Source organism: Phycisphaerales bacterium (assembly GCA_040217175.1).
Classification (GTDB): Bacteria; Planctomycetota; Phycisphaerae; order Phycisphaerales; family UBA1924; genus JAHCJI01.
Genome location: JAVJNT010000002.1, coordinates 639,888 through 665,766 on the forward strand (window position 1 = coordinate 639,888; position 25,879 = coordinate 665,766).

The 25,879-nt window shown below is 67.9% G+C and carries 20 protein-coding genes; 15 read left to right on the plus strand and 5 right to left on the minus strand.

Annotated elements, in window-relative coordinates; translation table 11 throughout:
- Position 1: 1 nt before the first annotated feature.
- The 12 genes from RIA68_09890 to RIA68_09945 all read left to right on the plus strand — a co-directional run bounded on the left by RIA68_09890 (position 2) and on the right by RIA68_09945 (position 15,415).
- A complete protein-coding gene (locus RIA68_09890) occupies positions 2-4,222 on the plus strand; it encodes a hypothetical protein (GenBank protein MEQ8317755.1) in 4,221 nt (1,406 codons plus the stop codon).
- Positions 4,219-5,256 carry a terpene cyclase/mutase family protein gene (locus RIA68_09895; protein ID MEQ8317756.1) on the plus strand — a complete coding sequence of 346 codons (1,038 nt, stop codon included), beginning with the start codon at positions 4,219-4,221 and terminating at the stop codon, positions 5,254-5,256. Before RIA68_09890 ends, RIA68_09895 begins: the two co-directional genes overlap by 4 nt.
- A 26-nt stretch (positions 5,257-5,282) precedes the next feature.
- A complete protein-coding gene (locus RIA68_09900; GenBank protein ID MEQ8317757.1) occupies positions 5,283-6,494 on the plus strand; it encodes a hypothetical protein in 1,212 nt (403 codons plus the stop codon).
- 210 nt (positions 6,495-6,704) lie between these two features.
- Positions 6,705-7,385, plus strand: a complete 681-nt coding sequence (locus RIA68_09905) for a hypothetical protein (GenBank protein MEQ8317758.1) — start codon at positions 6,705-6,707, stop codon at positions 7,383-7,385.
- A 36-nt stretch (positions 7,386-7,421) separates the two neighbouring features.
- Complete coding sequence (locus RIA68_09910) at positions 7,422-8,405, plus strand: tetratricopeptide repeat protein (GenBank protein MEQ8317759.1); 984 nt, start codon at positions 7,422-7,424, stop codon at positions 8,403-8,405.
- A complete protein-coding gene (gene lptE / locus RIA68_09915; protein MEQ8317760.1) occupies positions 8,402-8,911 on the plus strand; it encodes an LPS assembly lipoprotein LptE in 510 nt (169 codons plus the stop codon). Before RIA68_09910 ends, lptE begins: the two co-directional genes overlap by 4 nt.
- A gap of 211 nt (positions 8,912-9,122) precedes the next feature.
- Positions 9,123-11,165 carry an ATP-dependent zinc metalloprotease FtsH gene (ftsH, locus tag RIA68_09920; GenBank protein MEQ8317761.1) on the plus strand — a complete coding sequence of 681 codons (2,043 nt, stop codon included), beginning with the start codon at positions 9,123-9,125 and terminating at the stop codon, positions 11,163-11,165.
- A 199-nt stretch (positions 11,166-11,364) separates the two neighbouring features.
- Complete coding sequence (locus RIA68_09925) at positions 11,365-11,850, plus strand: hypothetical protein (protein MEQ8317762.1); 486 nt, start codon at positions 11,365-11,367, stop codon at positions 11,848-11,850.
- Between the two features lie 60 nt (positions 11,851-11,910).
- On the plus strand, positions 11,911-12,231 hold the full coding sequence (locus tag RIA68_09930) for a co-chaperone GroES (GenBank protein MEQ8317763.1): 321 nt from the start codon (positions 11,911-11,913) through the stop codon (positions 12,229-12,231).
- A 31-nt stretch (positions 12,232-12,262) separates the two neighbouring features.
- Complete coding sequence (locus RIA68_09935; protein MEQ8317764.1) at positions 12,263-12,496, plus strand: hypothetical protein; 234 nt, start codon at positions 12,263-12,265, stop codon at positions 12,494-12,496.
- A gap of 156 nt (positions 12,497-12,652) precedes the next feature.
- Positions 12,653-14,284, plus strand: a complete 1,632-nt coding sequence (groL, locus tag RIA68_09940) for a chaperonin GroEL (protein MEQ8317765.1) — start codon at positions 12,653-12,655, stop codon at positions 14,282-14,284.
- 75 nt (positions 14,285-14,359) lie between these two features.
- On the plus strand, positions 14,360-15,415 hold the full coding sequence (locus RIA68_09945; GenBank protein MEQ8317766.1) for a hypothetical protein: 1,056 nt from the start codon (positions 14,360-14,362) through the stop codon (positions 15,413-15,415).
- Between the two features lie 510 nt (positions 15,416-15,925).
- On the opposite strand, the gene RIA68_09950 is transcribed toward RIA68_09945, so the two are convergent.
- Positions 15,926-16,561, minus strand: a complete 636-nt coding sequence (locus RIA68_09950; GenBank protein MEQ8317767.1) for a Fe(2+)-trafficking protein — start codon at positions 16,559-16,561, stop codon at positions 15,926-15,928.
- A 177-nt stretch (positions 16,562-16,738) separates the two neighbouring features.
- Positions 16,739-16,942, minus strand: a complete 204-nt coding sequence (locus RIA68_09955; protein MEQ8317768.1) for a hypothetical protein — start codon at positions 16,940-16,942, stop codon at positions 16,739-16,741.
- Between the two features lie 217 nt (positions 16,943-17,159).
- Between RIA68_09955 and RIA68_09960 the strand changes: the two genes are divergently transcribed.
- Positions 17,160-19,499: a DUF1028 domain-containing protein gene (locus RIA68_09960; protein MEQ8317769.1), complete on the plus strand. Its 2,340-nt coding sequence runs from the start codon at positions 17,160-17,162 to the stop codon at positions 19,497-19,499.
- Positions 19,500-19,559: 60 nt separating this feature from the next.
- Here RIA68_09960 and RIA68_09965 read toward each other — a convergent pair whose 3' ends face one another.
- Positions 19,560-20,768 carry an acetyl-CoA C-acetyltransferase gene (locus tag RIA68_09965; GenBank protein ID MEQ8317770.1) on the minus strand — a complete coding sequence of 403 codons (1,209 nt, stop codon included), beginning with the start codon at positions 20,766-20,768 and terminating at the stop codon, positions 19,560-19,562.
- A gap of 219 nt (positions 20,769-20,987) precedes the next feature.
- Positions 20,988-21,566 carry a YHS domain-containing (seleno)protein gene (locus RIA68_09970; GenBank protein MEQ8317771.1) on the minus strand — a complete coding sequence of 193 codons (579 nt, stop codon included), beginning with the start codon at positions 21,564-21,566 and terminating at the stop codon, positions 20,988-20,990.
- A gap of 161 nt (positions 21,567-21,727) precedes the next feature.
- On the opposite strand from RIA68_09970, the gene RIA68_09975 reads away from it, so the two are divergent.
- A complete protein-coding gene (locus RIA68_09975) occupies positions 21,728-22,459 on the plus strand; it encodes a GC-type dockerin domain-anchored protein (GenBank protein MEQ8317772.1) in 732 nt (243 codons plus the stop codon).
- Between the two features lie 162 nt (positions 22,460-22,621).
- Entirely contained in the window at positions 22,622-24,544 is a 1,923-nt protein-coding gene (locus RIA68_09980) for a peroxidase family protein (GenBank protein ID MEQ8317773.1), read from the plus strand.
- 13 nt (positions 24,545-24,557) lie between these two features.
- On the opposite strand, the gene RIA68_09985 is transcribed toward RIA68_09980, so the two are convergent.
- Entirely contained in the window at positions 24,558-25,871 is a 1,314-nt protein-coding gene (locus RIA68_09985) for an MlaD family protein (GenBank protein ID MEQ8317774.1), read from the minus strand.
- Between the last annotated feature and the right edge of the window lie 8 nt (positions 25,872-25,879).

Genomic DNA, 25,879 nt, shown 5'->3' on the forward strand with positions numbered 1-25,879 from the left:
CATGGCTAGCACGCACGCCGGACACGCCAGCGCGAAGCGGTTGCTCTCCCGCCTGTCGCGCATCCGCCGTCAGGCGAAGGTGCTGCTGGTGTCGCGCCGGCTGGGCTGGGCGCTCGCGGGGGTGCTCGGCGGCCTCGTGCTGGTGGCGCTCCTCGACTACGCGCTCCGGTTGCCGAGCTGGGTGCGCTACGCCGCGCTGTTCGGCGGGATCGCGGTGATGGCGTGGGCGCTCGTCAAGCTCGTATGGCCCGCGCTACGGATGCACCCGAGCCTGACCGACTTGGCGCTGCGGCTGGAAAACGGACGCCCCGAGCTGAAGGGCAGGCTGGCTTCGGCGACGGACCTCGCGCGGTCGGGCTCGCTCGAGCCGCGATACGAACCCCTCATCGACAACCTCTCGCGCGATGCGCTGCCGGACATGATGAAGCGGCCGCCGACGCTGCAAGCCGTGGGCGTGTTCTTGCTGGTCGCGAGCTCCATCGTGGCGTTCTGGGTCACTCGCCCGGGGCCTGCCGCACTCGCCACCCAGCGCGTGCTCGCGCCTTGGACGGGCGTGAAGTGGCCGTCTCGCACGGCGATCGAGCTCGCGGAGCTTCCGGCGTTCCACCCGCTGGGAGACCCCATCGCGATCCGCGGTGAGCTCACGCGAACGGATCGCCCCGTCGGCCGCACGCGCGTCGAGGCGTGGTACACGCTCGACGGCGGCGCACCGCAGAAGCTGATGCTCACCAGCCAGGGTGCGCCCGAGGCCGGTGATGTCCCGGAGGTCTTCGAACGGCTGGTGAACCCGGCGGCCGAGGCGCTCCGCCAGACCCAGCGCGTGACGATGGAGCTGTGGCTGGAGACGCGCGATGATCGCACGGCGACGACGACCGTCGAGCTCGTGCGCCCGCCGAGGGTGGTCCGCGCGAGCGCACTCGTCGAGCCGCCGGCGTATGCGGAGCGTGCCTCGAGTGGGCGCGTGCTGGGCCTGGGCGAGCGACGCGAACGCGTGCCGCTGGCGATGGGCGGCGAGGACACTGCCGTGCTCGGGCCCGTGCTGGCCGGTTCGAGCGTTGAGTTCGACCTTCGATTCAGCACGGCGGCCGCGCCGGAGCTCTCGGTCGACGCCTCCGACGAGACCGGCGAGCTGGTCGCATCGAGCATCGAGCCGATGGACGACGGCTTGGGCGCGATCGTTCGCATCGGTGCGAACGTGCCTGCGTTGCTCTCGATCGAGTTGCGCGACGAACTGGGTATTCCATCGACGCGACCGCTCGTCATCGCGCTCGACGTCCTTGCGGATGCCGACCCGACGGCGGCGGTGCTCGAGCCCGGGCAGGACGAGTCGGTGCTGCCCACGGCGACGCTGCCGATGGTGGGCGAGGGTCGCGACGACTTCGGCCTGGTCTCGGTCGAGCTGCTGGCCCAGCGGGCCACGCCGCCCGCCGGCAGCCAGGGCGCTCCGCCCGAACCGGTAGGCGAGGCCGTGACGCTCGCGACCTGGCGCGACGAGACGGCGCCGCTCGAGGCCCGCGCCGCTGCCGTCGTCGAGCTCTCTGCCTTCGACCTCACGCCGGGCGATGAACTGCTGGTGCACGCGCTGGCCACCGACCTTCGCGGCGGCGACGCCACCGAGTCGGCCACGCGGCGGCTGCGGATCATCGGCGAGACCGAGCTCATCGAGCAATTGCGGGCCGAGATGTCGGCCGTGCGCGAGAGCGCCAAGCGGCTCGACCGCGCACAGCGCGACGTGCTGGACGAGGCCGCGCAGCTCGGCGAAGCAAGGGCGGCGGAAGACGACGCCGATCTGTCGCGCGAGCAGGGCGACCTGACGAGCCAGCTCTCGCGGCAGGCCGAGTCCGTACGAGAGATCGCCGACAGGATGGAACGCAACGCGCTCGACGATGCAGCGCTCGCCGAGTTGCTTCGGATGTCGCAAGAGCACCTGAACGCTGCGGCCGAGCAATCGGACCGGGCGGAGGCAGCGCTCGGCGACTCGAGCGAGTCGCAAGACGCTGAAGAGCGGCAGCGATCGCGCGATGCGGCGCAGCGGGCGCAGGAGCGCGTCCGCGACGAGCTGGGCGGTTTGGTCGGGCTGCTGAGCCGCGATGAAGACGAGTGGCTGGCACGACGGGACCTGGACCGGCTGATCGAGCAGCAGCGCGAGCTGCAAGAACAGACACGCCAGGCCGAGGCCGACAACGCCGGCCGCTCGCTCGACGAGCTCTCGCAGGAGGCGCGCTCGCGGGTCGAGCAGATCGCCCAGCGGCAGGCCGAACTGTCGCGTCGCGCCCAGGACGCGATCGATCAGCTCGCCGAGCGGGCCGAAGCCATCGCCGAGAACGATTCGGCACGCGCCGAGACGCTGCGCGAGGCCGCCCAGCGTGGCCGCGAGGGCGAGGCGCCGCGCGAGATGCAGCAGGCCGCCGAGCAGGCCCAGCAGAACCAGATGTCGTCGGCCCAGCAGAGCCAGCAGCGGGCGCTCGACGCGCTGGAAGAGATGACCGAGCGGCTGGACGAAGCCGGGCAGGACCGCGACGCCGAGCTGCGCCGCGTATTGGCAGAGCTATCGGCGGCCATCGAGGCGTTGATCGCGCGGCAATCGGGCGAGATCTCTCGGCTCGAGGTCGCGCAGGTGTCGAAGACCTTCGACGGGCTCGATGGTGCGATGATCGGCCTCTCGCGCGATACCGCGGCGCTGGCCGAGGACCGCGCGGCGGGCGACGAAGCGCTGGCGGGCATCGCGCGGAAGCTGCTCGACGCCGCCGAGGCGCAGGATGCGGCCATCGTGGCGCTGCGGTCGGTGCCAATCGATGACGCCGAGGCGTTGTTGCAGGAGCGGGCGAGCCTGGAGCGGCTTGAGTCCGCGCTCGAAGAGGCCCGGCTGCTGGACGAGCAGGCGCAGCAGCGCGAGCTGGAGCGGCAGCGCCGCGAGCTGCGTAAGGCGTACGCAGAAGCGCTGGCGGCGCAGGCATCGCTGCGGGATGAGTCGGGCTCGTACGCCGACCAGGCGCTCTCGCGCCGGCAGAAGATTTTGGTACGCCGCCTGGGCGAACGCCAGCGGAAGCTGCTGGCCGAGCTCGAGGACGTCCGCCAGAAGACCGAGGGCCTCGACGAGGCGTCGGCGTTCAAGCTCGCGCACGATCGCATCGAGCGATCGGCGACGCGCGCCGGCGACTTGCTCGAGGCGAGCACCGTTTCGGGCGACACGCTGTATGCGCAGGACACGGTGATCACCGTGCTCCGGGGGCTGATCGAGGCGCTCGACAGCAGCACGCAGCGCGGCGAGCAGGAGTTTGCCCAGGGCAACCAGGGCGGTCAGGGATCCGGGCAGCCGGGCCAGCAGGGCGAAGAAGAGGGCGTCGTGCCGCCGATGGCCGAACTGCTGCTGCTTCGGACCATGCAGGTCGAGGCGGCGCAGATGACGCGGGCGATCGACGACGGCGTGCTCGGGCCCGAGCGCCTGGCCGACGCGGGCGAGCTACAACGCGAGCTGAGCCAAGTGGCGCAGGACCTCGTGCAGCGCCTGAGTGAACAGCAGGAGCAGCCGCAGCGGCCCGAGCCCGCTGGTGAGCGGCCGCAGCCGTTTGGGTTTGCGATGCTCGAAGCGTTGCAGGAAGCGACGCCGGGCGAGCAAGACGATCCAGCAGCGCAAGAGAAGCCCGCCGACGAACCAACGCTCGATGAATTGCTGGGCATCACGAACCCGGCGGGCGTGAGCGAAGCGCCGATCAACGACGATCTCGACCGCGAGCTCGAGGGCGGGCTTGCGGGCGCGTTCCTACGCGCGGTCGACCTGATGGAGCGGGCCTCGACGCGGCTGAACAGCGACGGCGGCACGGGCATCGGCACGCAACGTGTGCAAGAGGAAGCGATCGCCGCACTCGACCAGCTCATCGAGGCGGCACGCAACCAGCAGAACCAGCAGCAGCAACAACAGCAGCAACAGCAACAGGACCAACAGCAGCAACAGCAACAGGCCCCCCAGCAACAGCAGCAGCAAGAGCAGGGGCAGGAACAGCAGCAGCAGCCGACCACCGATCCGCAGGGCGTCCGCAGGCAGGCCCAGCAGGGCGGCGCGTTGGGCGACGAGGCGGCCGTGGGTGCGACGTGGGGCGCGCTCCCGCCGCGGGTGCGCGAGGCCCTGCAGCAGGGCTCGTCGGACGCCTACAGCGCGGTGTATCGTGCGATTACTGAGGCGTACTACCGCAGGCTGGCCGAGGAGGCGAACAACGAATGACGCGAACGGCGATGGCGATGGTTCTCGCGGCGGTTGCAACGGGCCCGGTGGTGGCTCAGGAGGCCGATGCGCCCGTGGGCCAGCCATTGACCGAGATCACGCCGCAGCTCGACCAGACGATCGCCGACGGGCTGGCGTTCCTGGCCGCCCAGCAGAACGCCGATGGCAGCTTTGGCGATGGTGCGTGGGGACGCGGCGTGGCAGTAACGTCGTTGGCGGCGCTCGCGTTCATGGCCGACGGACAGATGCCGGGCCGAGGCCAGTACGGCGAGGTCGTGCGGCGGGCGCTCGACTACGTGCTCGAGCGTTCGGGTGAGAGCGGGCTGCTCGCCGACGACCAGGCGCCCAGCCCGATGTACGGGCACGGGTTCGCCGCGCTGTTCCTGGGCGAGGTCTACGGCATGAGCCAGGGCAGCGAGGCGCTGCAGGAGCGGCTGCACGAGGCGCTCGTGAAGGCCGTCCGGCTCATCGAGCGATCGCAGAACGACGAGGGCGGCTGGCGTTACAACCCCGTGCCCAACGACGCGGACGTGAGCGTGACGATCTGCCAGGTCATGGCGCTGCGGTCGGCGCGCAACGCGGGCATCGAGGTGAGCAGCGAGGTCATCGACAACGCCGTCGAGTACGTCAAGCGGTGCCAGAACGCCGACGGCGGCTTCCGTTATCAGTCGCGGGCGGGCACGAGCGCCTGGCCGCGGTCGGCCGCCGGCGTCGCGACGCTGTACTACGCGGGCGAGTTCGGCGACGAGGCCATCGACCCGGGCGTGCAGTATCTCATCCGCGAGGCGCTTCCGGGCCGGGGGCTGCGGCGAGGGTATTTTTACTACGGGCACTACTACGCCGTCCAGGCCATGTACCTGGCGGGCGGAGAGGCCTGGGAGACGTGGTGGCCCGCGGTCCGCCGCGAGCTGATCGACTTGCAGCAGCCCAACGGGTCGTGGCCCGACCGAACCGTGGGCACGGCTTATGGGACGGCCATGGCCCTGATCGTGCTCCAAATGCCGAAGCGATACCTGCCGATTTACCAGAAGTGACGCCCCCACGCCCGAGCCCGAACTTGATGCACACACGACGCCGCGCGATCACGACGAGTCTTGCCCTGCTCTGGGCGTGGTCGAGCGCGCAGGGGCAGGCCTCGCCCGACCGCGTGATCATCAACGCGGAGCTGGAGCGCACGCTCGTGACCGACGTGCGCTTCGAGCCGGGGCGTCTGGTCTACACGTCCGCCGGCCGCGAGGCGAGCGCCCCGCTCGATGGATCGGTCGTCGCGCTGGTGGAGCCCAGCGGCAGGGCGCCGCGGCCGCGCGATAGCTGGGTGGAGCTAGCCGACGGGCAGCGGTTCGTCGGCATGCCGGTGTTCCTCTCGACGACGCAGGCCGAAGAGTTTGCGCGGGCGAGCGGCGACACGGGGCTCGCCTGGAGCACGCCGCTGCTCGGCAACCTGCGCGTGCCGCTCGAGGCGCTGCGCCGCGTCGTGCTCCGCGAGGAGGCCGAGCCGGCCGAGTACGACGATCTCAACGACGTGCTGGTGCTCTCCAACGGCGACCGGACGCGTGGGCTGCTCGAGCGCGTGTGGCCCGACGTGGTGCTCGACGTCGACGGGCAGTCGCGCTCGTTCGATCTCAGCGAGATCGCGTCCATTACGCTGGCAAACCCAGAAGAAGAGCCGGTCGGCTCACGCGTATGGCTGAGCGACGGCTCGATCGTCGCGGTGGATGCGCTCGAGACCGTGCCCGATGGCGTCAGCATCGACCTGGCCGAGCCGGTGGGCACGCCCGACCAGACGCTTGCCTCTCTGACGATGAACGAGGTGCTGGCGGTGGCCTTCGAGAGCGGCGGCGTCGTGCCGCTGGCAGCGCTGGGCGAGCCGCGGTGGCAGCGGATCTCTTCGTGGACGCTGCCGCCGGAAGTGGGCGACCCCGACCGCGAACTGCTCGGATCGGCCTCGATCGAGCTCATCGGCCCGGTCTCGGCTGCCTGGGACATCCCCACGGACGTACGCCGCGTGGCCATCCGCGCCCGCCTCCGCGACGATTGCCGCGTGTGGGGCGACTGCGACGTCACCGTGCGTGTCGGCGGCCGCGTCGCGTTCACCGAGCGGCTGAACGCTGCCGTGCCGCAGGCGACGTTCACCATTGATCTGCCCCCTGTTGACCCGGCCGGCGGCTCGGTGGGGCCGCTCGAGGTCCGCGTCGACGAGGGCCTGGGCGGCGCGATCCAGGACCGCGTCCTGCTCGACGGCTTCGTGCTCTTGTCAAGCGACGCCGGCTGATTTTCACCGACACGGGCGCGATCATGCGGACTGGCGCGGAAATTGCGCCGTGTTACTGGCAAATCCGCCATCCTGATGTACCTTGGCCGTAAGAGGAGTGGTCGGCGGGTGTGTGTTCTCCGCCGCGTTGGCGCGTTCTGTGAACGCTTGTCGCTGCATGGGCTTGCTCATGCAGGCTCTGGCACGGTGACGCGCATCGGGAGGATGGGTATGGTTGGCCAGTGGACGGTCGGAGTGTGCGGCGTGGTCGCGTTGGCGGCCGCCAGCGCCCAGGGCCAGATCGATCCGGGCGATACCGGTATCCGCACCATTTCGCCCGACGAGACGGCGAGCGTGGCGCTCAAGGCCTTCTCACGGACCGGCGAGGAGATCATCCACGGCAGCGAGCGCTCGCTCCTTATCGATCAGGCGTTCCAGAGCATCGGGCCCCTGCTCGGCGGACCGGATATCGTCGAGGCCAAGTGGACCGAGATCCGAGGCGTCGGCACCAACGTCCTCCAGTTCGAGTTCCGCTCTCGCGACGGCAGCGCGCTGGTGCCGTCGGACTACCTCATTGGCGACGAAGAAGCAGAGTTCATCGGCTGGGAGATCGGTAAGAGCGACCCCATCGAGTTCCTCGACTTCACGGGCGACATCGAGGTGACCGAGTACAAGATCTTCGTCAGCGAGAACGGCGGCATCGACTTCACGGTGTACGACCTGACCAGCTCGTTCCTGAACCCATGGGACGGCACGGACTTTGGCCGAACCATCCCGCTGCGGACGCCCGGCGGACCGGTTGAGTACAACCTGATGATCGTGGAATACGAGTACACCTACACGATTCCCGCGCCCGCGACGATGGCGGCGCTCGGCGGACTCGGCTTGGCCGGCCTGCGGCGTCGCCGCTAGGGGTTCCGCCCGCCAACGCGAACACTATACTGGGCCATGTGCATCCCGAAGCACGTGGTCCTGTTCTTCGTCGTGGCGATCCTGCTCTGCACGAGCGGCGCCGGTGCCCAGCGCGCCGAGCTCGAACTCTCGCAGCAAGGCTGGCAGGCCGCCGACGCCACCGAGCCCATGGACGCCGACGAGGCGTACATCCGCGATGCATGGGCAACGCTGCTGGAGGGTCGGCCGGGGCGTGCGAAGTCGATGCTGACGCGGTGGCTCCGCGAGAACACGGGCACGGGCAACCAATGGATACCGCTGGCGCTACTCGTGCGCGGCGACGCCAAGGTCGCCTTGGACGACGAGTACGACGCGCTCTACGACTATGAGGCCATCGCGCGGAACTATGCCGGCAGCCCGGAATTCGTCAAGGCAGCCGAGCGGACGATGGCGATCGCCATCGACTACATCAACGGCAAGCGACGCAAGTTCCTGGGCATCCGCATTAGCAGCGCCCGCCGCGACGGCGAAGAACTGCTGGTACGGATCGCCGAGCGACTGCCCGGCAGCCAGATCGCCGAGCGGGCGATGCTCGAGCTTGGCGCGCACTACCGGCGGACGGGCGAGTTCGAGCTGGCGCGCGAGGTCTACGGCATCTTCCTCGAGGCGTTCCCGACGTCGAGCTTCTATCGGGCGGCGCTGCTGGCGCGCATCGAGGCGACGTTTGCGCAGTACAACGGGCCGCAGTACGACGGCTCGGGCCTCATCGAGACCGAGGAGCTGCTGGACGTCTACGAGGCGAAGTACCCCGGCGACCTCGAAGTCCAGGCCGAACTGGATTCGCTGCGCGTGCGGATCGATGAAAGCCAGGGCCAGCAGTTGCTGCAGATGGCCCGCGTGTACCTGAAGCGCGACGAGAAGGCGTCGGCCCGGTACGTCCTGCGGCGGCTCTTGAGCGAGCATCCGCGGACGACGGCGGCGCAGGAGGCCATCGATACGCTGCGTTCGCGGGGATGGCTCAGGCCCGGAGAGGGCGCGTGAGGGCGCTCGGCCTCGCAATCGCGGTCGCTTCGCTCGCGCTCGTCGGCTGCTCGAGCGACCCGACGACGGGCTACAGCTTCTCGTCGAGCTACGACGACCGCGTCCAGAGCGTCGCGGTGCAGGTCTTCCAGAACGAGACGTTCCACCCCGGGCTGGAGTCCGACCTGACGACGGCGATCATCCGCCGCGTCCAGCGCGACACGCCCTGGGACGTCACGAGCAGCGGGTCGGCCCAGACCGCGCTGACGGGCACCATCCGCGACGTGCAGATCCGCCGTCTGACGCAGGACACCGGAGGCGGCATCACCCAGCAGGCGGCGGTGCGGCTGACGGTGGACTTCACGTGGCGGAGCAACGTGACCGGACGCGAGCTCGCACGCCGGACGAACCTGGTCGTCGTCGAGTCGTTCTTGCCCGCTGCGGGCGAGCCGCTCGACGTGGGCCTGTCATCGGCCACCGACGAGATGGCGGGGGCCATCCTGGAAGCCATGCGTTCGGTGTGGTAGCACGACCCTGCGATGCCCATGCGGCGTACGAAGGCGAGGAATGCACGCATCGGTTCGGGGGTTGGTCCCCGCAGGCCCCATAAGCGGGCGTTGCGAGTCGCTCGGTCTCTAGGATGACCTCCACGCGGGCCGATGCTCGTGGTATGGAACTCGGAAACCGGTGGCCGCCGAGACGCTGCGAGCGTTGGAGCCGGCCCCTCGCGGAGCACGCATGCGTCGAATTGCGATGAGCCAGGAAGACAGGAATCCCAACCAGCCCCCCAAGGGTCAGGGCGGGGGCCCGGGCGGGAAGCGGCCGGGCCAGCAGCCTTCGGGCCCGACCATGCCCCAGGGCCGCATGATGATCCTCATCGTGGCCTTGGTGCTGCTTGCCGTCATGGTCATGCTGATGTTCCAGACCGGCCGCGGCGAGCGGATCACGCTCGAGCAGTTCTACAGCCTGTACGACGCGGGGCAGATCGACGAAGAGAGCGTCGTCATCTCCGATGGCGCGGTGCGGGCCGTTCGGCTCGACGGGCCCGACAGCGCCGAACGGACGGCGGTCAGGATCGACCTCAACGCCGCAACGCGCGAGACCATCAGCGATCAGATCATCGTCAAGACCGAGGGCAAGGCCCAGACCCAGCCCAGCAGCAACTGGCCGGTCTACCTCATGCTCGGGCTGCCGATCCTGCTGTTCATCTTCCTGATCTTCCTGTTCCTGCGGAGCCTGCGCGGAGCCGCGGGCGGCGCGGGCATGCTGGGCAGCTTCGGCAAGAGCCGCCACCGAGTGTTCAACAAGGAGATGACCGGCGTCACGTTCAAGGACGTCGCGGGCATCGACGAGGCCAAGGACGAGGTCTCGGAGATCATCGAGTTCCTCAAGACGCCCAAGAAGTTCACCAAGCTCGGCGGTCGCATCCCGCGGGGCGTGCTGCTCAACGGGCCTCCGGGCTGCGGCAAGACGCTGCTGGCCAAGGCCATCGCGGGCGAGGCCGACGTGCCGTTCTTCAGCATCTCGGGCTCGGACTTCGTCGAGATGTTCGTGGGCGTGGGCGCCAGCCGCGTGCGCGACCTGTTCAAGCAGGCCAAGGACAACGCGCCGTGCCTGATCTTCCTCGACGAGATCGACGCCGTCGGGCGTCGCCGCGGCGGCGGCTACAGCACCGGCGGGCACGACGAGCGTGAGCAGACGCTCAACGCCATCCTCGTCGAGATGGACGGCTTCAACGCCACCGACGGCGTGATCGTGATCGCCGCGACCAACCGGGCCGACGTGCTCGACCCGGCGCTCGTGCGGCCGGGCCGCTTCGACCGCCAGATCGCCGTCAGCCTGCCCGACCTCAAGGGCCGCCTGCAGATCCTGAGCGTGCACGCCAAGAAGGTGAAGCTGGGGCCCGACGTCGACCTCGAGAAGGTCGCACGCGGCACGCCCATGTTCAGCGGCGCCGACCTGGCGGCCATCGTCAACGAGGCGGCCATCATGGCCACCATGGAGGACAAGGAGTTCGTCGAGCACGAGGACCTGGAAGAGGCGCGCGATAAGGTGAAGTTCGGCCGCGCCGGCAAGAGCCGCGTGCGCGAGAAGGACGAGAACAAGCTGGTGGCATACCACGAGGCCGGGCACGCCGTGCTGCAGGCGCTCTTGCCGCACGGCGACCCGCTGCACAAGGTCACGATCATCCCGCGCGGCGGCATGGGCGGCGCGACGTTCAGCCTGCCCGAGAAGGACCGCATGGGGTACGGGCTCAAGTGGATCAACACCACGCTCAAGGTCATGTGCGGTGGGCGCATCGCCGAGGCGCGTGCGATGGGCGACATGTCCAGCGGGGCGGCCCAGGACATCGCCCAGGCGACGCAGCTCGCGCGCACGATGGTGACCGAGTGGGGCATGAGCGAGAAGCTCGGCTTCCTGCGGTACACCGGCGCTGACTCCCGCGAGGCCTACGTGCCCGACAAGGACTACAGCGACCGCACCGCCGACCTGATCGACCAGGAGGTCCGCCGGATCGTCGACGAGGCGTATGCCGAGGCCAGGCGGCTGCTGGACGAGAACTGGGGCAAGGTGGAGTCGGTGGCCGAGTCGCTGCTCAAGCACGAGACGCTGACGGCCGAGGAGGTCCACCTGCTCATCAGCGGCGGCTCGCTCAACAAGCCGTCGGTCTCGGACCTGCTGCTGGCCGACCGCGACCGCACGCCCAAGCCCAGCCAGGCCCAGCCCGACGACGACGAGGGACCGGAGATCGCGGGCGGGATGTCGCCCAGCCCGGCCTAGGACTGACGGCTTGTTCAGCCCGGGCAACGACCCGGGCTTTTTCATGCGCGCCGGCGGCTGGGCTTACAGCCTCGTCTGCCAAGATGACACCTTTGGGAGATCGGGTGCTGGGGTGACAGCGGCGTGAGCATGCTGGCGGGGGCCTGCCGTCGCAAGGGGCGGCCCCGCGGACAGGCACGCGGCTTGTACCACGCCCGTCGTGAAGCCCTCGGCTGCCAACCCGACCGGTTCGAGCGCGGAGCCGTCCCGCCTGAACCTGCTGCTGAGCGACGCCAGCCGGCCCGACCAGTCGTGGGCCGATCGGCTGCCGCCGCTGCTGGCACCGCTGGGCGTCCGCACGGTGCGGGCCCACAGCGGGCGGGAGGCGTCGGAGGTCATCCGGGCCACGCCCATCCACATGGCGGTGGTCGACCTGGCCCTGCCGCTGGACGATGGGTCGGCCGAGGACGGCGGGCTGCGACTGCTGGAGTTGCTGCAACGCAGCGAGCAGCGGCCGCCGACGATCGTGATCCGCCGGGCCCGGACGGCCCGCGAGGCCAGCCGCGAGTCGATGCGGGCGTTGCTCGCCGACGCGTTCGCGGTGGTCGATCGTCCGAGCCACCACCGAGACGTCGAATTGTTGCTGGAGGTGCTGCGCCGCGTCCTGGCGCGTCACTATCGGGGCCGCTGGCCCGGAACCGGCTGAGGAAACCGAACCACACCCTGCCCGCGGATGCGGGCGTTACTCGCAGAGGAGCGATGCACGATGGCCGCAACGAAGACTCGCAAGAAACTGAACATCCGCCCGCTGCACGACAAGATCATCGTCCGCCGCGACGAGGCCGAGAGCGTCACCGCCTCGGGCATCTTCCTGCCCGAGAGCAGCAAGGACCGGCCCAAGACCGGCGTGATCGAGGCCGTCGGCGACGGTGCGCTCAACACCGAGACGGGCGATCGCGTGCCGCTCGAGCTCAAGAAGGGCGACCGCATCATCTTCACCAGCTACTCCGGGACTGAGGTCAAGCTGGACGGCGACGAGCTGCTGATCATGACCGAGAGCGACGTGCTGGCGGTGCTCGAGGGCTGAGCCGGACCCGCAACCGCGGAAGGAACGGTCCATGACCACCGACGAGCTGCGCGCAGCGCTCAAGGAACTGACCGGCGGGCGTGACGCCACGTTCGCCTTCCACCATACCGGCGAGCAGGGCGCCCTGCTGCTGGTGCCAAACGCGATGCTCGTGCCCGAGGAGGGCGACCACATGGTCAAGGTGACCGACGGCCAGAGCATCGCCATCATCGACGCCGCGAGCGTGGCCTGGGTGCGGATCGGTCCGCCCCAGTTGAACAGTTAGCTGAACCAGTAAGAAACCATTTACCACAGAGGCACAGAGGCGCAGAGAAGAGAGGGGATCGGGTAGGGAGAGAAGAGAAAGAGAGAATCGATCCCTTTCCCATCTCTGTGCCTCTGCGTCTCTGTGGTGAATCTCGAATCACAAGGAACACGAACCATGGCCGCGAAAGACATCGCATACGACAACGACGCACGCGAGCGGATCCTCCGCGGCGTGCAGAAGCTCGCCCAGGCCGTCAAGGTCACGCTGGGCCCCTCGGGCCGCGTGGTGGCCATCCAGAAGTCCTTCGGCGCCCCCACCGTCACCAAGGACGGCGTGACGGTCGCCAAGGAGATCGAGCTGGAGGACCCCTACGAGAACATGGGCGCTCAGATGGTCAAGAGCGTGGCTTCGAAGGCGTCCAAGGACGCCGGCGACGGCACCACCACCGCGACGATCTATGCCGAGGCCATCTATAGCGAGGGCCTCAAGAACATCACCGCCGGCGCCAACGCCAACGAGGTGAAGCGCGGCATCGAGAAGGCCGTCGACGCCATCGTTGCCGAGCTGCACGGCATGTCCAAGAAGGTCTCCAGCAGCAAGGAGATCGCCCAGGTGGGCACGTGCAGCGCCAACCAGGACGCCGAGATCGGCGACATCATCGCCAAGGCGATGGACAAGGTCGGCAAGGACGGCGTCATCACCGTCGAAGAGGGCAAGAGCCTCGAGACCGAGGTCGAGCTCGTCGAGGGCATGCAGTTCGACAAGGGCTACCTGAGCCCCCACTTCGTCACCAACGCCGCCGACATGGAGTGCGTGCTCGAAGACTGCTACGTCCTCATCCACGAGAAGAAGCTCAGCAGCGCCAAGGACCTCGTCCCCATCCTGGGCAAGGTCGCCGAGAGCGGCAAGAGCCTGCTCATCATCGCCGAGGACGTCGACAGCGACGCGCTGGCCATGCTCGTGGTCAACAAGCTGCGTGGTGTTCTCAAGGTCGCCGCCGTCAAGGCCCCGGGCTTCGGCGACCGCCGCAAGGCCATGCTCGAGGACATCGGCATCCTGACCGGCGGCACCGCCGTGATGGAAGAGCTGGCCATCGACATGGAGAAGCTCGAACTGCGCGAGCTGGGTCGGGCCAAGAAGGTCGTGATCGACAAGGACAACACGACCATCATCGAGGGCGCCGGCAAGAGCACCGACATCAAGGGCCGGATCGACATGATCCGCCACCAGGTCGAGGCGGCCAGCAGCGACTACGACCGAGAGAAGCTCGAGGAGCGGCTGGCCAAGCTGGCCGGCGGCGTCGCCCAGATCAACGTCGGGGCGGCCACCGAGGTCGAGATGAAGGAGAAGAAGGCCCGCGTCGAGGACGCCCTGCACGCCTGCCGGGCGGCCGTCGAGGAGGGCATCCTGCCCGGCGGCGGCACCGCGGTGCTCCGCGCCCGCACGAAGCTCGAGTCGCTGCGCAAGAAGGCCGGCGGCGACGAGGGGCTGGGCGTCGACATCGTGTGGCGTGCCCTGAGCGCCCCGATCAAGCAGATCGCCAAGAACTGCGACCTCGAGGGCTCGCTCATCGCCAGCAAGGTCGAGGAAAACAAGGACCCCAGCTTCGGCTTCAACGCCCTGACCCGCGAGTACGGCGACCTGGTGAAGATGGGGGTCATCGTGCCGACCAAGGTCGAGCGCGTGGCCCTGGAGAACGCCGCGAGCGTCGCCGGCCTGCTGCTGACCACCGAGGCCGCGGTGGTGGAGCGGAAGGAGAAGAAGGCGAAGGTGCCGATGGGCGGTGGGGATGATTTTGATTATTGATTCGAAATTAGTCTAAGCTCTGATTCACACCACAGGCACGCGTTTGACGCGTGCCTGTTTGTTGAGGGACGCAGCATGGCCGCACACTATTCTGAGCGTTCTCGCCTCGCCGCTAAAGCGGAGGCCACTCTAATTCGACACGAGACACTGACAATCTTGACCTGTCAAGACACAGACGAGCTTAAAGCCAATGTTCGAGAGGCACACGCACGCGTCCGAACAGCAAGCAAGCTTGAATTACGAGGACTTCTCAAAGAGATTCAGGCCGGCCACCTTAGGGCAACTGCATATTGCGGCTACGTTGGCGGCCCAGAGATGCTCGACTCGATCTCTGACTTTGTGCGGGGCTCCAAAGACGACCGTGTCCCCTCTCTGTCCCTATTTGAACTGACCAAGTTGTTCACCAAGTACGACACTGTTCTAACAAATCTTGATGAGATACCCTTGCACACTTTTGTGCAATTTCATTCTCATGGAATGAAGGACGGGCGAACAACAATCGAACTGTTCCGAGTCGACGCAGCGATTCACGAGAACATGTGCAGCATCTTTAACAGCATCACTGACAACTACGACTTCAAGCCAAGCTACGACATACCCAAGCGTCGAGTTAAGGAACAGCGTGCTCTGACTCAGGCCTGTATTGTTGGGGCACTGCAGTTTGTAGAAGCCTACCTGAACGGCATCGCTTTCGATCATGTGGCCATGAATGGCGACACGTTGGACGAAGCTGAGCTGTCGCAACTCACCGAGTGGAACCCGGATAAGAAACGACGCCGTTCACTCTCCCTGCGAGAGAAGCTGCTGACATATCCGCGCATCGTCGCAGGACTAGATCGTGCACCTATCCAGGAGAACAACTGCAAAGAGTTTAAGTACCTACTGCAGGAAGCTAAATCTGCTCGCGACGCAATCGTTCACGCTTCCCCATCGCCGGACCTACTGGCACTAGGTGAGTCGAAGCTGCCGGCTTTCTTCGCTTCCTCAGTTGAGCATGCAAAGGATGCCGTCGACAGTGCCATCATTGTCGTTCGACGCATACAAAGGTCATTGGGCGAATTCGCTAAGCCAATGCCTTGGCTGTTGGACCGAGACGCACATGGCAGGTTTCCTGAGCAAGTCTTTGAATAGGCTGTGGTTAGCCGCTCTCACGCCACCCCACCCCCCTCAAACACCCTTCATAATCCCACACCCCCACCACGCACGCCGCGGCCAGGCCGAGCAGGGCCAGCACGCCGCTCACGAGCATGGGCGGCACGCCCATCGCCAGGCCGGCGATCGGTCCGGACCGGCCCGCAACGCTCCATCACCGGCCTGCAACATGACCTCTCCGGCCGGCAATGCTCAGTCGCCGGCCTGCAACACGACATCTCCGGCCGGCAATGCTCCGTGGCCGGCCGGCAACACGACATCTCCGGCCCGCAGTCGGAGCGCGCCGGCCCTTCCTTCGCGGGCACTCCCCGATGGAATCTCGCTCAAGCCGCCCTGACGCAGCCGCAAGCCAATTGGCGACCGCACAAAGACAAGGGCCGCTCCCCCAACAAGGAGCGGCCCTGCCGTTCTGGAAATGGAACTGTGGCGCTATGACCGAACGCCGGTGTTGCTGCTATCGGGCGTTCGGCCCGCCCGCTTGAGTCGAACTCAGCTCGCCGAGCCCGCCCGCAGCTCTTCGAGCGTCGTCTCGTCGAGGCCCAGGTACTCATGCATGTGCTGGTCGTAGGCCTCGGCGTCCTTGTCCTGGCTGAGGTCGAGGCGGAGTTCGTTGATGACCTTGGTGCCCTGGCCGATCCAGGCGTCCCAGGTCTCCTTGCTGATGTTGTCGTAGATCCACTGGCCGATGGGGCCCTTGAAGGGCGGGCGCGGGAGCTGGTGGCCGCGCTTGCCGGTGCGCTGGCAGAGGAAGTCGCCCTCTTCGAGCTCGGCGGCGGTCGGCTTCTTTTCCTGCACCTCGGGCACGGGGGCGCCGAGCTTCTCGAGCATGCCCTTCATGGCGGTGGCGGGCATGCGGTCGCCGCGCTCGGTGGCGCTCTTGTAGCCGGTGGTGAGCAATTCCGTCGCGTCGTCGTTCTCGCCGGCCTCGATGAGCTGCTCGCCGGCGAGCTGGTAGGCCTTGCTCATGGCGGGGTTGAGCTCGATGCAGCGCATGTAGCTGGCGGCGGCGTCGGCGTGGCGGCCGGCCTGGGCGTAGGCGTTGGCCAGCGAGAAGTGGGCCATGTCGTTGTCGGGGTCCTCCCGAGACATGTTCTCGAACTGGGCGATGCGGGTCTCGAGGTCCATCGTGTCTCCCGTGGCGGCGTTCCGGCGGGCGGCGTTGCCCGCGCCGCATGATAGAAGCCGGCTGGGTGATGGACGGTCCTGCAACCCGCCGGATGGGCGCACCAAGCAGCGACGGCCGGGCTCTCCCTACTCACCCGACCGCCGCTGGTTATAGTGATGTTCGTAGCTTCCGGGCGGTCACGTCCGAGCGTTCGAGGCCGAGCCGTCGGAGGACAAGGGCGGCGTGTCGCCTGCCGATCGATGGTTGCCGGTGTGCTTGCCGCTCTTGCCGGCCTCCTGCGGGTCTTCTGCCGGCTGGGTGTCCGGATCGGTCCAGCTTCCCGGTTGGGTCCCTTGCTCGAGGTCCGGGTCCTGGCTTCTGGTGTCTTCGCGGTCGGCCATGCTGGTGCTCCGTTTCGATTCGCTTCGCGTTCAAGATACGATGCGAAGCAAGCGCGTAGCCAGGATGATTTCCGGCTGAATCCGGTCTCATAATGACATCTCCCCAGCGTGGCGGCGGAAACCCTGCCTACGGAAGTGACGTGGCGACAGGCTTTTGTGGTATGCTGTGCAGATCGGATCGCCACTCGAAGATCGTGACGTGAGAAGGAGATTGCCCGTGCTGCCCAACCTGCGCTCGGCCCCCGCCGCCATCGCCGCCGCCGCCCTGCTCGCCTGCGCGGGCTCTGCCCAGGCCACCTGGTCCATTCTGCTGGTCGACACGCGGACGGGCGAGATCGCCCTGGGCAGCGCGACGTGCCTGACAGGCTTCGACCTGCGGGCCAACACGCCGGTGATCATCACGGGCGTGGGCGCGGCGACGGCGCAGAGCTTCGTCGATAGCTCGGGCCGCAACCGCGTGCGCATCCGCGACGGGCTTGCGCTGGGCCTGACGCCGGCGGAGATCTTCGACGACCTCTCGACCTTCGACCCCGGGCACCAGACGCGGCAGTACGGCATCGTCGACGTGACCGGAGGCACGGGAACTTTCAGCGGCACCGGGGCCGGGGCGTGGGCGGGCGGCCTGACGGGCGAACTCACTGGCACGAGCGACGGAATCTTCTACGCCGTGCAGGGCAACCTGCTGACGGGGCCCGCGGTCGTCGATGATGCGGTGCAGGCAATCGTCTCGACGCCGGGCGACCTGGCCGAGAAGCTGATGGCGGGCATGGAAGCGGCGCAGGCAGTGGGCGGCGACGCGCGGTGCTCGTGCACGCCGCTGCCGATCCCGTGCGGCACGCCGCCGGCGGGGTTCCTCAAGAGCGCCGACATCGGGTACATGATGATCGCGCGGGCGGGCGACACCGACGCGTGCAACGGGATCTACCGGCTCACGACCTCGACGCGGGACATCGAGATCGCCGACGTCGATGGTGACGGCGCACCCGATGCGGTCGTCGCGGACAGTGCCGGCAATCAACTCTCGACGCTCGCGAATGCCGGGCCCGACGTGCTCGGCACGATGCCCGTGCTCCTGGACCCATCGGCGGACACGCGGTTCGGGCGTGTGTCGAACCTCCTGATGATCGATGTAAGCGGTGACGACCTCCTCGACATCGTTGCCTACGACGAGGTGGCCGATTCCATCGCCGTCGGCGTCGGTGATGGCATGGGTGGGTTCGCCGACCCGGTGCGCACGGGCATCGCAGTCGAACCGGGCGCGTTGCTGGCGATCGACGTTGATGGCGACGGCGGGCCGACCGACCTGTTCGTTGGCGCCGAGAGCGGAGGTCAGGCCCTGCTGCTGCGAAACGACGGAGCGGGCGGCTTCTCGATCGAGTCGTTTGCCTTCGCGGGTGGCCCACGTCAATGGGCCGTCGGGGACCTCAACGGCGACGGCTTCGACGACGTCGGATACGTGACGAGCGGCGGACTCGTCGCAGCGGTGCTCAACGACGGCGCCGGCTCACTCTCGCTCGGGCCCATCGGCGCCGCGACGCTCGATGGCACGCTCCTGGAAGCAGCCGACATGGACGGCGACGGCGACGACGACCTGGTCGGCGTGAATCGCTCGCGGCGTGAGGTCGCCGTCGTGTCACTGAACGGGGGGACGTTTGCGCAGGCGACGGCCGGTCTCCCGCGCTCGCCGAACTGGGCCGCGGTCGGCAGCGTGACGAGCCCGGACGCGACCGAGGTCGTCGTGGGCGTAAGCGACCTGTCGGCGGATCTGCTGACGTTCCGCCTCGACGCCGGCGTGCTCGAGCTGGTCGACAGCACCGGCACGTCGCTCATCCCGCGGAACTTCGTGCTCGCCGACCTCACCGGTGATGGCTTCGACGAGCTCGTCGGCACGACGGGCAGTAACCTGAGCGTCATTGGTAATCAGGGCGGGAACCTCGCCCCCGGCCCGGGCTGCGGCGCGGGCGACTACTTCATGAACTTCAACATCGCCAACGCGAGCCGGAGCGATCCCGATCCGGTGTTCCAGCTCCGCGACCTGTTCGACGATTGGCGCAGCGACCTGGTCGGCCTGGCCGACGCCGTGCAGAGCGAAGCCGAGCTCGACCCGCCGGTGATCGCGGCTGGCGAGATGGCGACGCTGCGCATCGAGCTGCGCGACTGGCGGGGCGATGCCGCCGACATGAGCATGGTGGTGCCGCAGGTGCTCATCGGCGGGCCGCCCACGATCAGCCTCGGCACGCCGGTGTCGCTGGGCGGCGGCGTGTGGGAGGTCGACCTGACGGCATCATCGAGCGGCGCCGCGGGCATGGCCGAGTTGTCGATCACGATCGCCGACGCGGGAACCCGGCCCGTGACGCTGATGCCGCTGCCAACGCTCGAGGTGACCGGCGGCTGCTACGCCGACTTCGACGGCGACGGCGTGCTGACGATCTTCGACTTCCTGGCGTTCCAGAACGCGTTCCAGGACGCCGATCCCATCGCGGACTGCGATGGGTCGGGGTCGCTGGACATCTTTGACTTTCTGTGCTTCCAGAACTCGTTTGACTCAGGCTGTTGACTAAGTCACCAGCACAAGAGCCTTGGGCTGCAGGTGAGACTCACTGTTTCGCCAGGGTTCTCACACCGCCTCCACCACCATCGCCACGCTGTTGCCGCCGCCCAGGCACAGGCCGGCCAGGCCGCGCTTGGCGCCGGTGCGCTTCATCTGGTGAAGCAGGGTGGTCAGCACGCGGGTGCCCGAGGCGCCGATGGGGTGGCCCAGGGCGATGCCGCCGCCGGCGACGTTGAGCTTGTCCTCGGGGATGCCAAGCTCCTTGATGTTGCTGAGCACCTGGGCGGCGAAGGCCTCGTTGAGCTCGAACAGGTCGATGTCATCGACGCTCAGGCCGGCCTTCTTCAGCACGTTCTGCACGCCGGTGATCGGGGCTGCGAAGATGTCCTTGGGCGCGACGCCGCTGGTGGCGTAGGCGATGACCTTGGCCATGGGCTTGATGCCGAGCTCGGTCGCCTTGCTCTCGCTCATGACGATCGTGGCGGCGGCGCCGTCGTTGATCTGGCTCGCGTTGCCAGCGGTCACGGTGCCGGCCTTGTCGAACGCCGGACGAAGCTTCGACAGGCCTTCGGCGGTACTTCCGGGGCGGATACCCTCGTCAGTGCTGCAGCCGCCCTCGGGCCCCGGGACCTTGCGGTTGCCAAGTTGCTCGCCGGTGAGCGCGACCATCTCGTCCTTGAACCAGCCATCGCTGGTCGCCTTCTCGGCGCGCTGGTGGCTCTGGGCGGCGAAGCGGTCCTGCTCCTCGCGGCTGACGCCGAACTTCTGGGCGATGTGGTCGGCGGCATTGCCCATCATCCAGTGCTCGAAGGCGCAGGTCAGGCCGTCGTGGGCCATGACATCGGTGAGCTTAGTGTCGCCGAACTTCACGCCCTGGCGCACGTGCGCGAAGTGGGGCGCGCCGGTCATGTTCTCCATGCCGCCCGCGACGACGACGTCGTTGTCGCCTGCCTTGATCGACTGGGCCGCCATCATGACGGCCTCGAGGCCCGAGCCGCAGACCTTGTTGATGGTCTTGGCGCTCAGCGTGTCGGGCAGGCCGGCCTTCAGGCCCGCCTGGCGCGCGGGGTTCTGGCCCAGCCCGGCCTGCAGCACGCAGCCCATGACGCACTCGTCGACCATGTCGGGCTTGAGCGCGGGGACCTCATCCATGGCGGCCTTGATGGCGTAGGCGCCGAGCTGGGGCGCGGGCGTCCCGGCCAGGCTGCCGAAGAACTTGCCGATGGGGGTGCGCTTGGCGGCGACGATCACGGGCTGGTTGGACTGGTTGGACATGGGCAGTTGGTCTCCTGAATGGGCACGGGGGCCGCTAGGCCGGGGTGTCCGGGTGGGTTTCTTGGTAGCGAACGGGATTCTAGAGGCTGCAGGAGGGGGCGTCTGGCGCACTGCAGGGAAGCGAGGACGCCAGCCGCCGGCGCTCCCCGTGTCACGCCGGCGGCTGGCTTTCTCGGATCTCTGGGGCAGCGTCGTCGGGCGCGGTCGTGGTCCTGCGTTTCACGCGGCGGGCTTCTTGACCTGACGCTTTTCCTCGCGGCTCTTCTTCTTCCACTCGTGGTCGGCCTTCTCGGCCAGCTCGTCGTGGTCGCCCTTCAGCCAGTCGGTGCGGGTGTTAGCGAACAGGCCGTCGTAGAACAGGAACAGGCGGTCGTTCTTCACGATGAAGTTCTTGGGGTTGGGCTCGGTCTTGCCGCCGCTGGCCATGGCCCAGCTGCACCAGGCGCCGTGGGCGGGCTCGTAGCGGCCGGGGGCCTTCTTGAAGAGCTCCAGGTTGGCCTGGCTGGTGAAGCGGTAGGTCACGCCCTTGTGGGTGTGCTCGAAGCGCTTGGAGCCCTTCTTGGCCTTGCCGCCGCCCTCGGGGAAGTAGGCGACCGGGTCGTAGCCGCTGATGGCCAGCTTGGTGCGTTTGGGCAGGTTCCACTCCGAGATGTTCCGGACGGGCTCGGCCTTCTTGGCGGGCTCGTTGGCCTGGGTGGACTGCTGCTGGCCGGCTGCCCACACGGGGGCGTTCATGGCGACGGTGGCGGCGGCCAGGGCGACCAAAACGCTTGCTTGCTTGGCGACGGTGCGTTTCATCACGAGCTCCTCTCGGCGGTTCGGCTCGCGACCTGGCGGGGCATTCCGACGCCCGCCCGGCCGCGTGCGATTTATTTAGTGTTCACTAACACTGAGAGGGCAAAGCGGCCCGGGCGGCGGCCTCTTCCCGAATCCGAGAAAATTGTCCGCTAGACTCGCGGATGAAGACCCTCGCCTGCCTGTTTTTCGCCGTTTCTGCTGCGATCGCCCGCTGCCCCGACTACGTGCTCGACGATGGCTCGGGCGGGTTCACCATCGGTCCGAGCGAGTTCGACGCCGTCGTCACCTGGGGCAACTACTTCCACGCCGACGCGGGCTGCCCCTGGCTCTCGGAGGTCAGCGTGTCCTTCCCCGGCAGCCTGCCGGTGGGCACGCCGCTCACGGTGATCGTGTACGCCGACCCCGACGGCGACGGCGATCCGACCAACGCCACGGTCGTCTCGGCGGCCTCGCACGCGTCGGAGGCGACCTCGACGAGCACCTTCGCCACCTACGCCATCCGCCCGACGGACGTAGGCGAGGGCGGCTTCTTCGTCGCGATCGCCGCGTTCGTGCCGCAGCGGCAAGCCGTGGCTCGGATGGACCAGGACACGCTGGGCCTGAACTCCTGGCTGTTCTACGACGGCGACCTGCTGACCGACCTTGGGGCGGCGCCGTTCATCCTGCGGATGAGCGACAGCCCCTTCAACGGCACCTGGATGGTCCGAACCGCGGGCGAAGCCCAAGGATGCCTCATCGATCTGGACCGCGACGGGGCCGCGACGGCATTCGACTTCCTCGCCTTCCAGAACGCGTTCGGCGCAGGCGACCTACTGGCAGACTTCGACGGTGACCTCACCCTCACGCTCTTCGATTTCCTGGCGTTCCAGTCGGCGTTTGACGGCGGCTGCTGACGTTATGGGACATGAAATGCAGCAACTCTGACGCTGGTAGCGTTTTCTCGACATGAGCCAGCGTGGCCGGCTGCGCTCTGCTGTTGAGCGCGACCAACCATTCGGGTATATTGGAGTTCCCTCGCCCGGCGGGGGACACCCAGAGACGAGAGGGATGCTGCGATGGATGCGAAGAAGCTGAATAACGCGTGCCTCCTGGTGCTCGTCGCCGGACTGTGCCTGCCGACCCTGGCCCAGGACGGACCGGCGAGTCCCGCCGGCCCGGTCGTCGAGCCGCGGCCCGAGACGCCCGATCGGCGGAGCTCGCTGGTGCAGCGCGCGTACGTGACGCGCTTCATGCCCCCGCTGCCGCTCGGCAACCCAAACGCCCCGGGCGTCGATGATCCCGCGACCTTTCCCGACGAGTTCCGCACCATCAACGGCCGCTTCAACAACCTGGTCGTGCCCTGGCTGGGCTCGACGGGCCAGACGTTCGTGCGCAAGGCGCCCGCGGCGTACGGCGATGGCGCCGGCCGCATCCCGGCTCGCTCGGACGGCAGCAGTGCGCGGGCGATCAGCCAGGCCATCGCCGACCAGGGCGGCAATGACATGCCCAGCAACGTGGGCAACTCGAACATGTTTTGGCTGTGGGGCCAGTTCCTCGACCACGACATGGACGAGACGCCCATCGCCGTGCCCATCGAGCGCTTCGACATCGTCGTGCCTGCGGGCGATCCGTGGTTCGATCCGGAGGAGACCGGCTCGCAGACGATCGAGCTCGACCGGTCGGGCTACCAGCTCGGCGCAGGCCCGCGCGAGCAGATCAACGCCATCACCGCGTTCATCGACGCGTCGAACGTCTACGGCTCGGACCAGGAGCGTGCCAACGAGCTGCGCTCGATGGACGGCACGGGCCGCCTGAAGACCAGCGACGGCGATCTGCTGCCGTACAACGTCAACCGCTTCCCCAATGCGCCCACGCACCTGAACCCGACGCTGTTCCTCGCGGGCGACGTGCGCGCCAACGAGCAGGTCTCGCTGACGGCCATCCACACACTGTTCGTCCGCGAGCACAACTACTGGGCCGACCAGATTCGCGCCGCCAACCCGTCGTTCACCGGAGACGAGGTGTACGAGCACGCCCGCGCGATCGTTGGCGGCATCATGCAAGCGATCACGTACAACGAGTTCCTGCCGCTGCTGCTGGGGCCCGATGCGATCCCACCGTACACCGGCTACGACCCGGGCGTCGATCCGGGCATCTCCAACGTGTTCGCGGCGGCGGCGTTCCGCATGGGCCACTCGATGCTGCCCACCTTCCTGCCGCGGATGGACAGCGACGGCACCGAAGCCGACGAGGGCCACCTGTCGCTCGCGCAAGCCTTCTTCCAGCCGACGCACATCAGCCGCTACGGCATCGACAGCGTTCTGCGGGGCATGTCGATGAAGCGGGCCCAGCAGCTCGATGCGCTCATCATCTCCGACGTACGGAACCTCCTGTTCGGCATCCCGGGCGATGGCGGCTTCGATCTCGCATCGCTCAACATCCAGCGTGGCCGCGATCACGGCCTGCCCGACTTCAACTCGGTTCGCGAGGCATTCGGATTGCCGCGCGTGTCGGACTTCATCGGCGTGACGAGCAACGCGGAGATGCGAGACAAGCTCGCGTCGGTCTACGCCGACTGCGACCAGATCGATCCGTGGGTGGGCTTCCTTGTCGAAGACACCGTGCCGGGCGCGATGGTGGGCGAGACGCTGCGGGCAGCGCTGTCCGACCAGTTCATCCGCCTGCGCGACGGCGACCGCTTCTGGTACGAGGCGTACCTGCCGGCGGACCTCGTCGACACGGTAAACCAGCAGACGCTCTCGACGATCATCCGGCGGCACACGAGCATCGGCGACGAGATCCTCGACGATGCGTTCATCGCGCCAGCGGGCTGCCCGGCAGACCTCGACGACGACGGTACGCTGACGATCTTCGACTTCCTGGCGTTCCAGACGCTGTTCGCAGCGGGCGACCTCAAGGCCGACTTCAACGACGACGGCGTGCTGGACATCTTCGACTTCCTGCTGTTCCAGAACGCCTTCGACGCCGGCTGCGACTGATCGGCAGAAGCGATCAGCCGCCCTGGTTGCTCGGGCCTGCGGACTCGCCGACGCCCAGGTCGAGGGCGCGATCCAGCAGTTCCTGCTCGGCCCTGCGGTACCGCGAGAAGCTGGACATGAGTTGCTCGTGCAGTTGCTCGATCGCCTGCTGGCGGCCGGGCAAGTCGACCGGCCCGCGCTCGTCGGTGCTCAGCGAAATCAGGCTCTCGCTCGCGGCCCGGAGGTCGCTGGCGGCCTGCGCGAACGATCGGGTTGCGTCGTAGATGAGCTCGCCCTCCAGCTCGCGCGTCGTCGGACGCTGCAAGAGCCGCCACGGGCTGCGCCGAACCTCGAGCATGGTGAGCTTGGCCTGATCGGTGGCCAGACGCAGGTTGGCCATGCTGCGGCGGATGCCGGGCGTTTCGGACTCCAGGAGCGCCGCGGCATCGGCAGCGAGGGCAACGCCTTCTTCGCTGGCGGCACGAGCATTCTCGACCGTCTCGAGCGCGGTGGGCAGCAACTCTTCGTTGGTCCGCTCGGTGATCTCGGCGAGGTCGGCGATGACGCGATCGATGTTCGGGCGGTTGTCATCGATGGTTGCGCGCACGCTCTGGATGACCTCGCCAAGCTCGACCGTTCGCTCGTCGAGCCGGGTTGCCAGCGCGGTCCAGACGTCGACGCTCTCGCGAACGTCGATCAGCGCGCCCTCGACCTGATCGCCGATGCCGGGCAGTCGCTCGCGCAGGTCCCCGGTAATCGATCGCGCGTCCTGCAGCGCGAGATTCAGCTCGTCAATGGCTGTCCCGACCTCGGGTTCGACGTCGGTCAGGATGCGGCTGACTCGCTCGCTGGCTGCGGCGAGCGAAGCGATCGATCGACGGATGTTCTCCATGTCGTCGTCGTTCAGGCCCGTCTGGGCGAGCAGGCCGGGCGAGGGCTTGCCCAGCACGAGTCCGCCCTCGGCGAGCTGCGTGCCCGCGCCAACGCTGATGAAGTTGACCACCGTGCCCGTGCCAAGCAGGGGGACTTCGAGGCGCACCACGGCGTCTTCGTGGAGGACCAGATCGTCGTTGACGTCGATCTGGACGTCCAGTGCGTCGACGGCTCCCGCTTCGTCGGCGAGTGAGATGTCGGCCACGCTGCCGACCTTCATCCCGCCGACGCGGACTTCGGCCCCCGGCGCGAGCAGGCCGGCGTTGTGCGAGAGCTCGAAGCGAACGACGTAGGACCTGGTCGGCGTCAGGGCCGACAGAAAGTCGCTCAGGATCGCCGTGACGAGCACGGCCAAGGCGACCGCCGCGATGAAGAAGGCACCCACGATCGCGTTTCGTCCACGAGCCGGCGGCATGTCGGGGG

Coding starts and splice junctions, on each gene's coding strand:
- RIA68_09890 (MEQ8317755.1), top strand. CDS start 2: ATGGCTAGCACGCACGCCGGACACGCCAGCGCGAAGCGGTTGCTCTCC.
- RIA68_09895 (MEQ8317756.1), top strand. CDS start 4,219: ATGACGCGAACGGCGATGGCGATGGTTCTCGCGGCGGTTGCAACGGGC.
- RIA68_09900 (MEQ8317757.1), top strand. CDS start 5,283: ATGCACACACGACGCCGCGCGATCACGACGAGTCTTGCCCTGCTCTGG.
- RIA68_09905 (MEQ8317758.1), top strand. CDS start 6,705: ATGGTTGGCCAGTGGACGGTCGGAGTGTGCGGCGTGGTCGCGTTGGCG.
- RIA68_09910 (MEQ8317759.1), top strand. CDS start 7,422: ATGTGCATCCCGAAGCACGTGGTCCTGTTCTTCGTCGTGGCGATCCTG.
- ftsH (MEQ8317761.1), top strand. CDS start 9,123: ATGCGTCGAATTGCGATGAGCCAGGAAGACAGGAATCCCAACCAGCCC.
- RIA68_09930 (MEQ8317763.1), top strand. CDS start 11,911: ATGGCCGCAACGAAGACTCGCAAGAAACTGAACATCCGCCCGCTGCAC.
- RIA68_09935 (MEQ8317764.1), top strand. CDS start 12,263: ATGACCACCGACGAGCTGCGCGCAGCGCTCAAGGAACTGACCGGCGGG.
- groL (MEQ8317765.1), top strand. CDS start 12,653: ATGGCCGCGAAAGACATCGCATACGACAACGACGCACGCGAGCGGATC.
- RIA68_09945 (MEQ8317766.1), top strand. CDS start 14,360: ATGGCCGCACACTATTCTGAGCGTTCTCGCCTCGCCGCTAAAGCGGAG.
- RIA68_09950 (MEQ8317767.1), bottom strand. CDS start 16,561: ATGGACCTCGAGACCCGCATCGCCCAGTTCGAGAACATGTCTCGGGAG.
- RIA68_09955 (MEQ8317768.1), bottom strand. CDS start 16,942: ATGGCCGACCGCGAAGACACCAGAAGCCAGGACCCGGACCTCGAGCAA.
- RIA68_09965 (MEQ8317770.1), bottom strand. CDS start 20,768: ATGTCCAACCAGTCCAACCAGCCCGTGATCGTCGCCGCCAAGCGCACC.
- RIA68_09970 (MEQ8317771.1), bottom strand. CDS start 21,566: ATGAAACGCACCGTCGCCAAGCAAGCAAGCGTTTTGGTCGCCCTGGCC.
- RIA68_09975 (MEQ8317772.1), top strand. CDS start 21,728: ATGAAGACCCTCGCCTGCCTGTTTTTCGCCGTTTCTGCTGCGATCGCC.
- RIA68_09980 (MEQ8317773.1), top strand. CDS start 22,622: ATGGATGCGAAGAAGCTGAATAACGCGTGCCTCCTGGTGCTCGTCGCC.
- RIA68_09985 (MEQ8317774.1), bottom strand. CDS start 25,871: ATGCCGCCGGCTCGTGGACGAAACGCGATCGTGGGTGCCTTCTTCATC.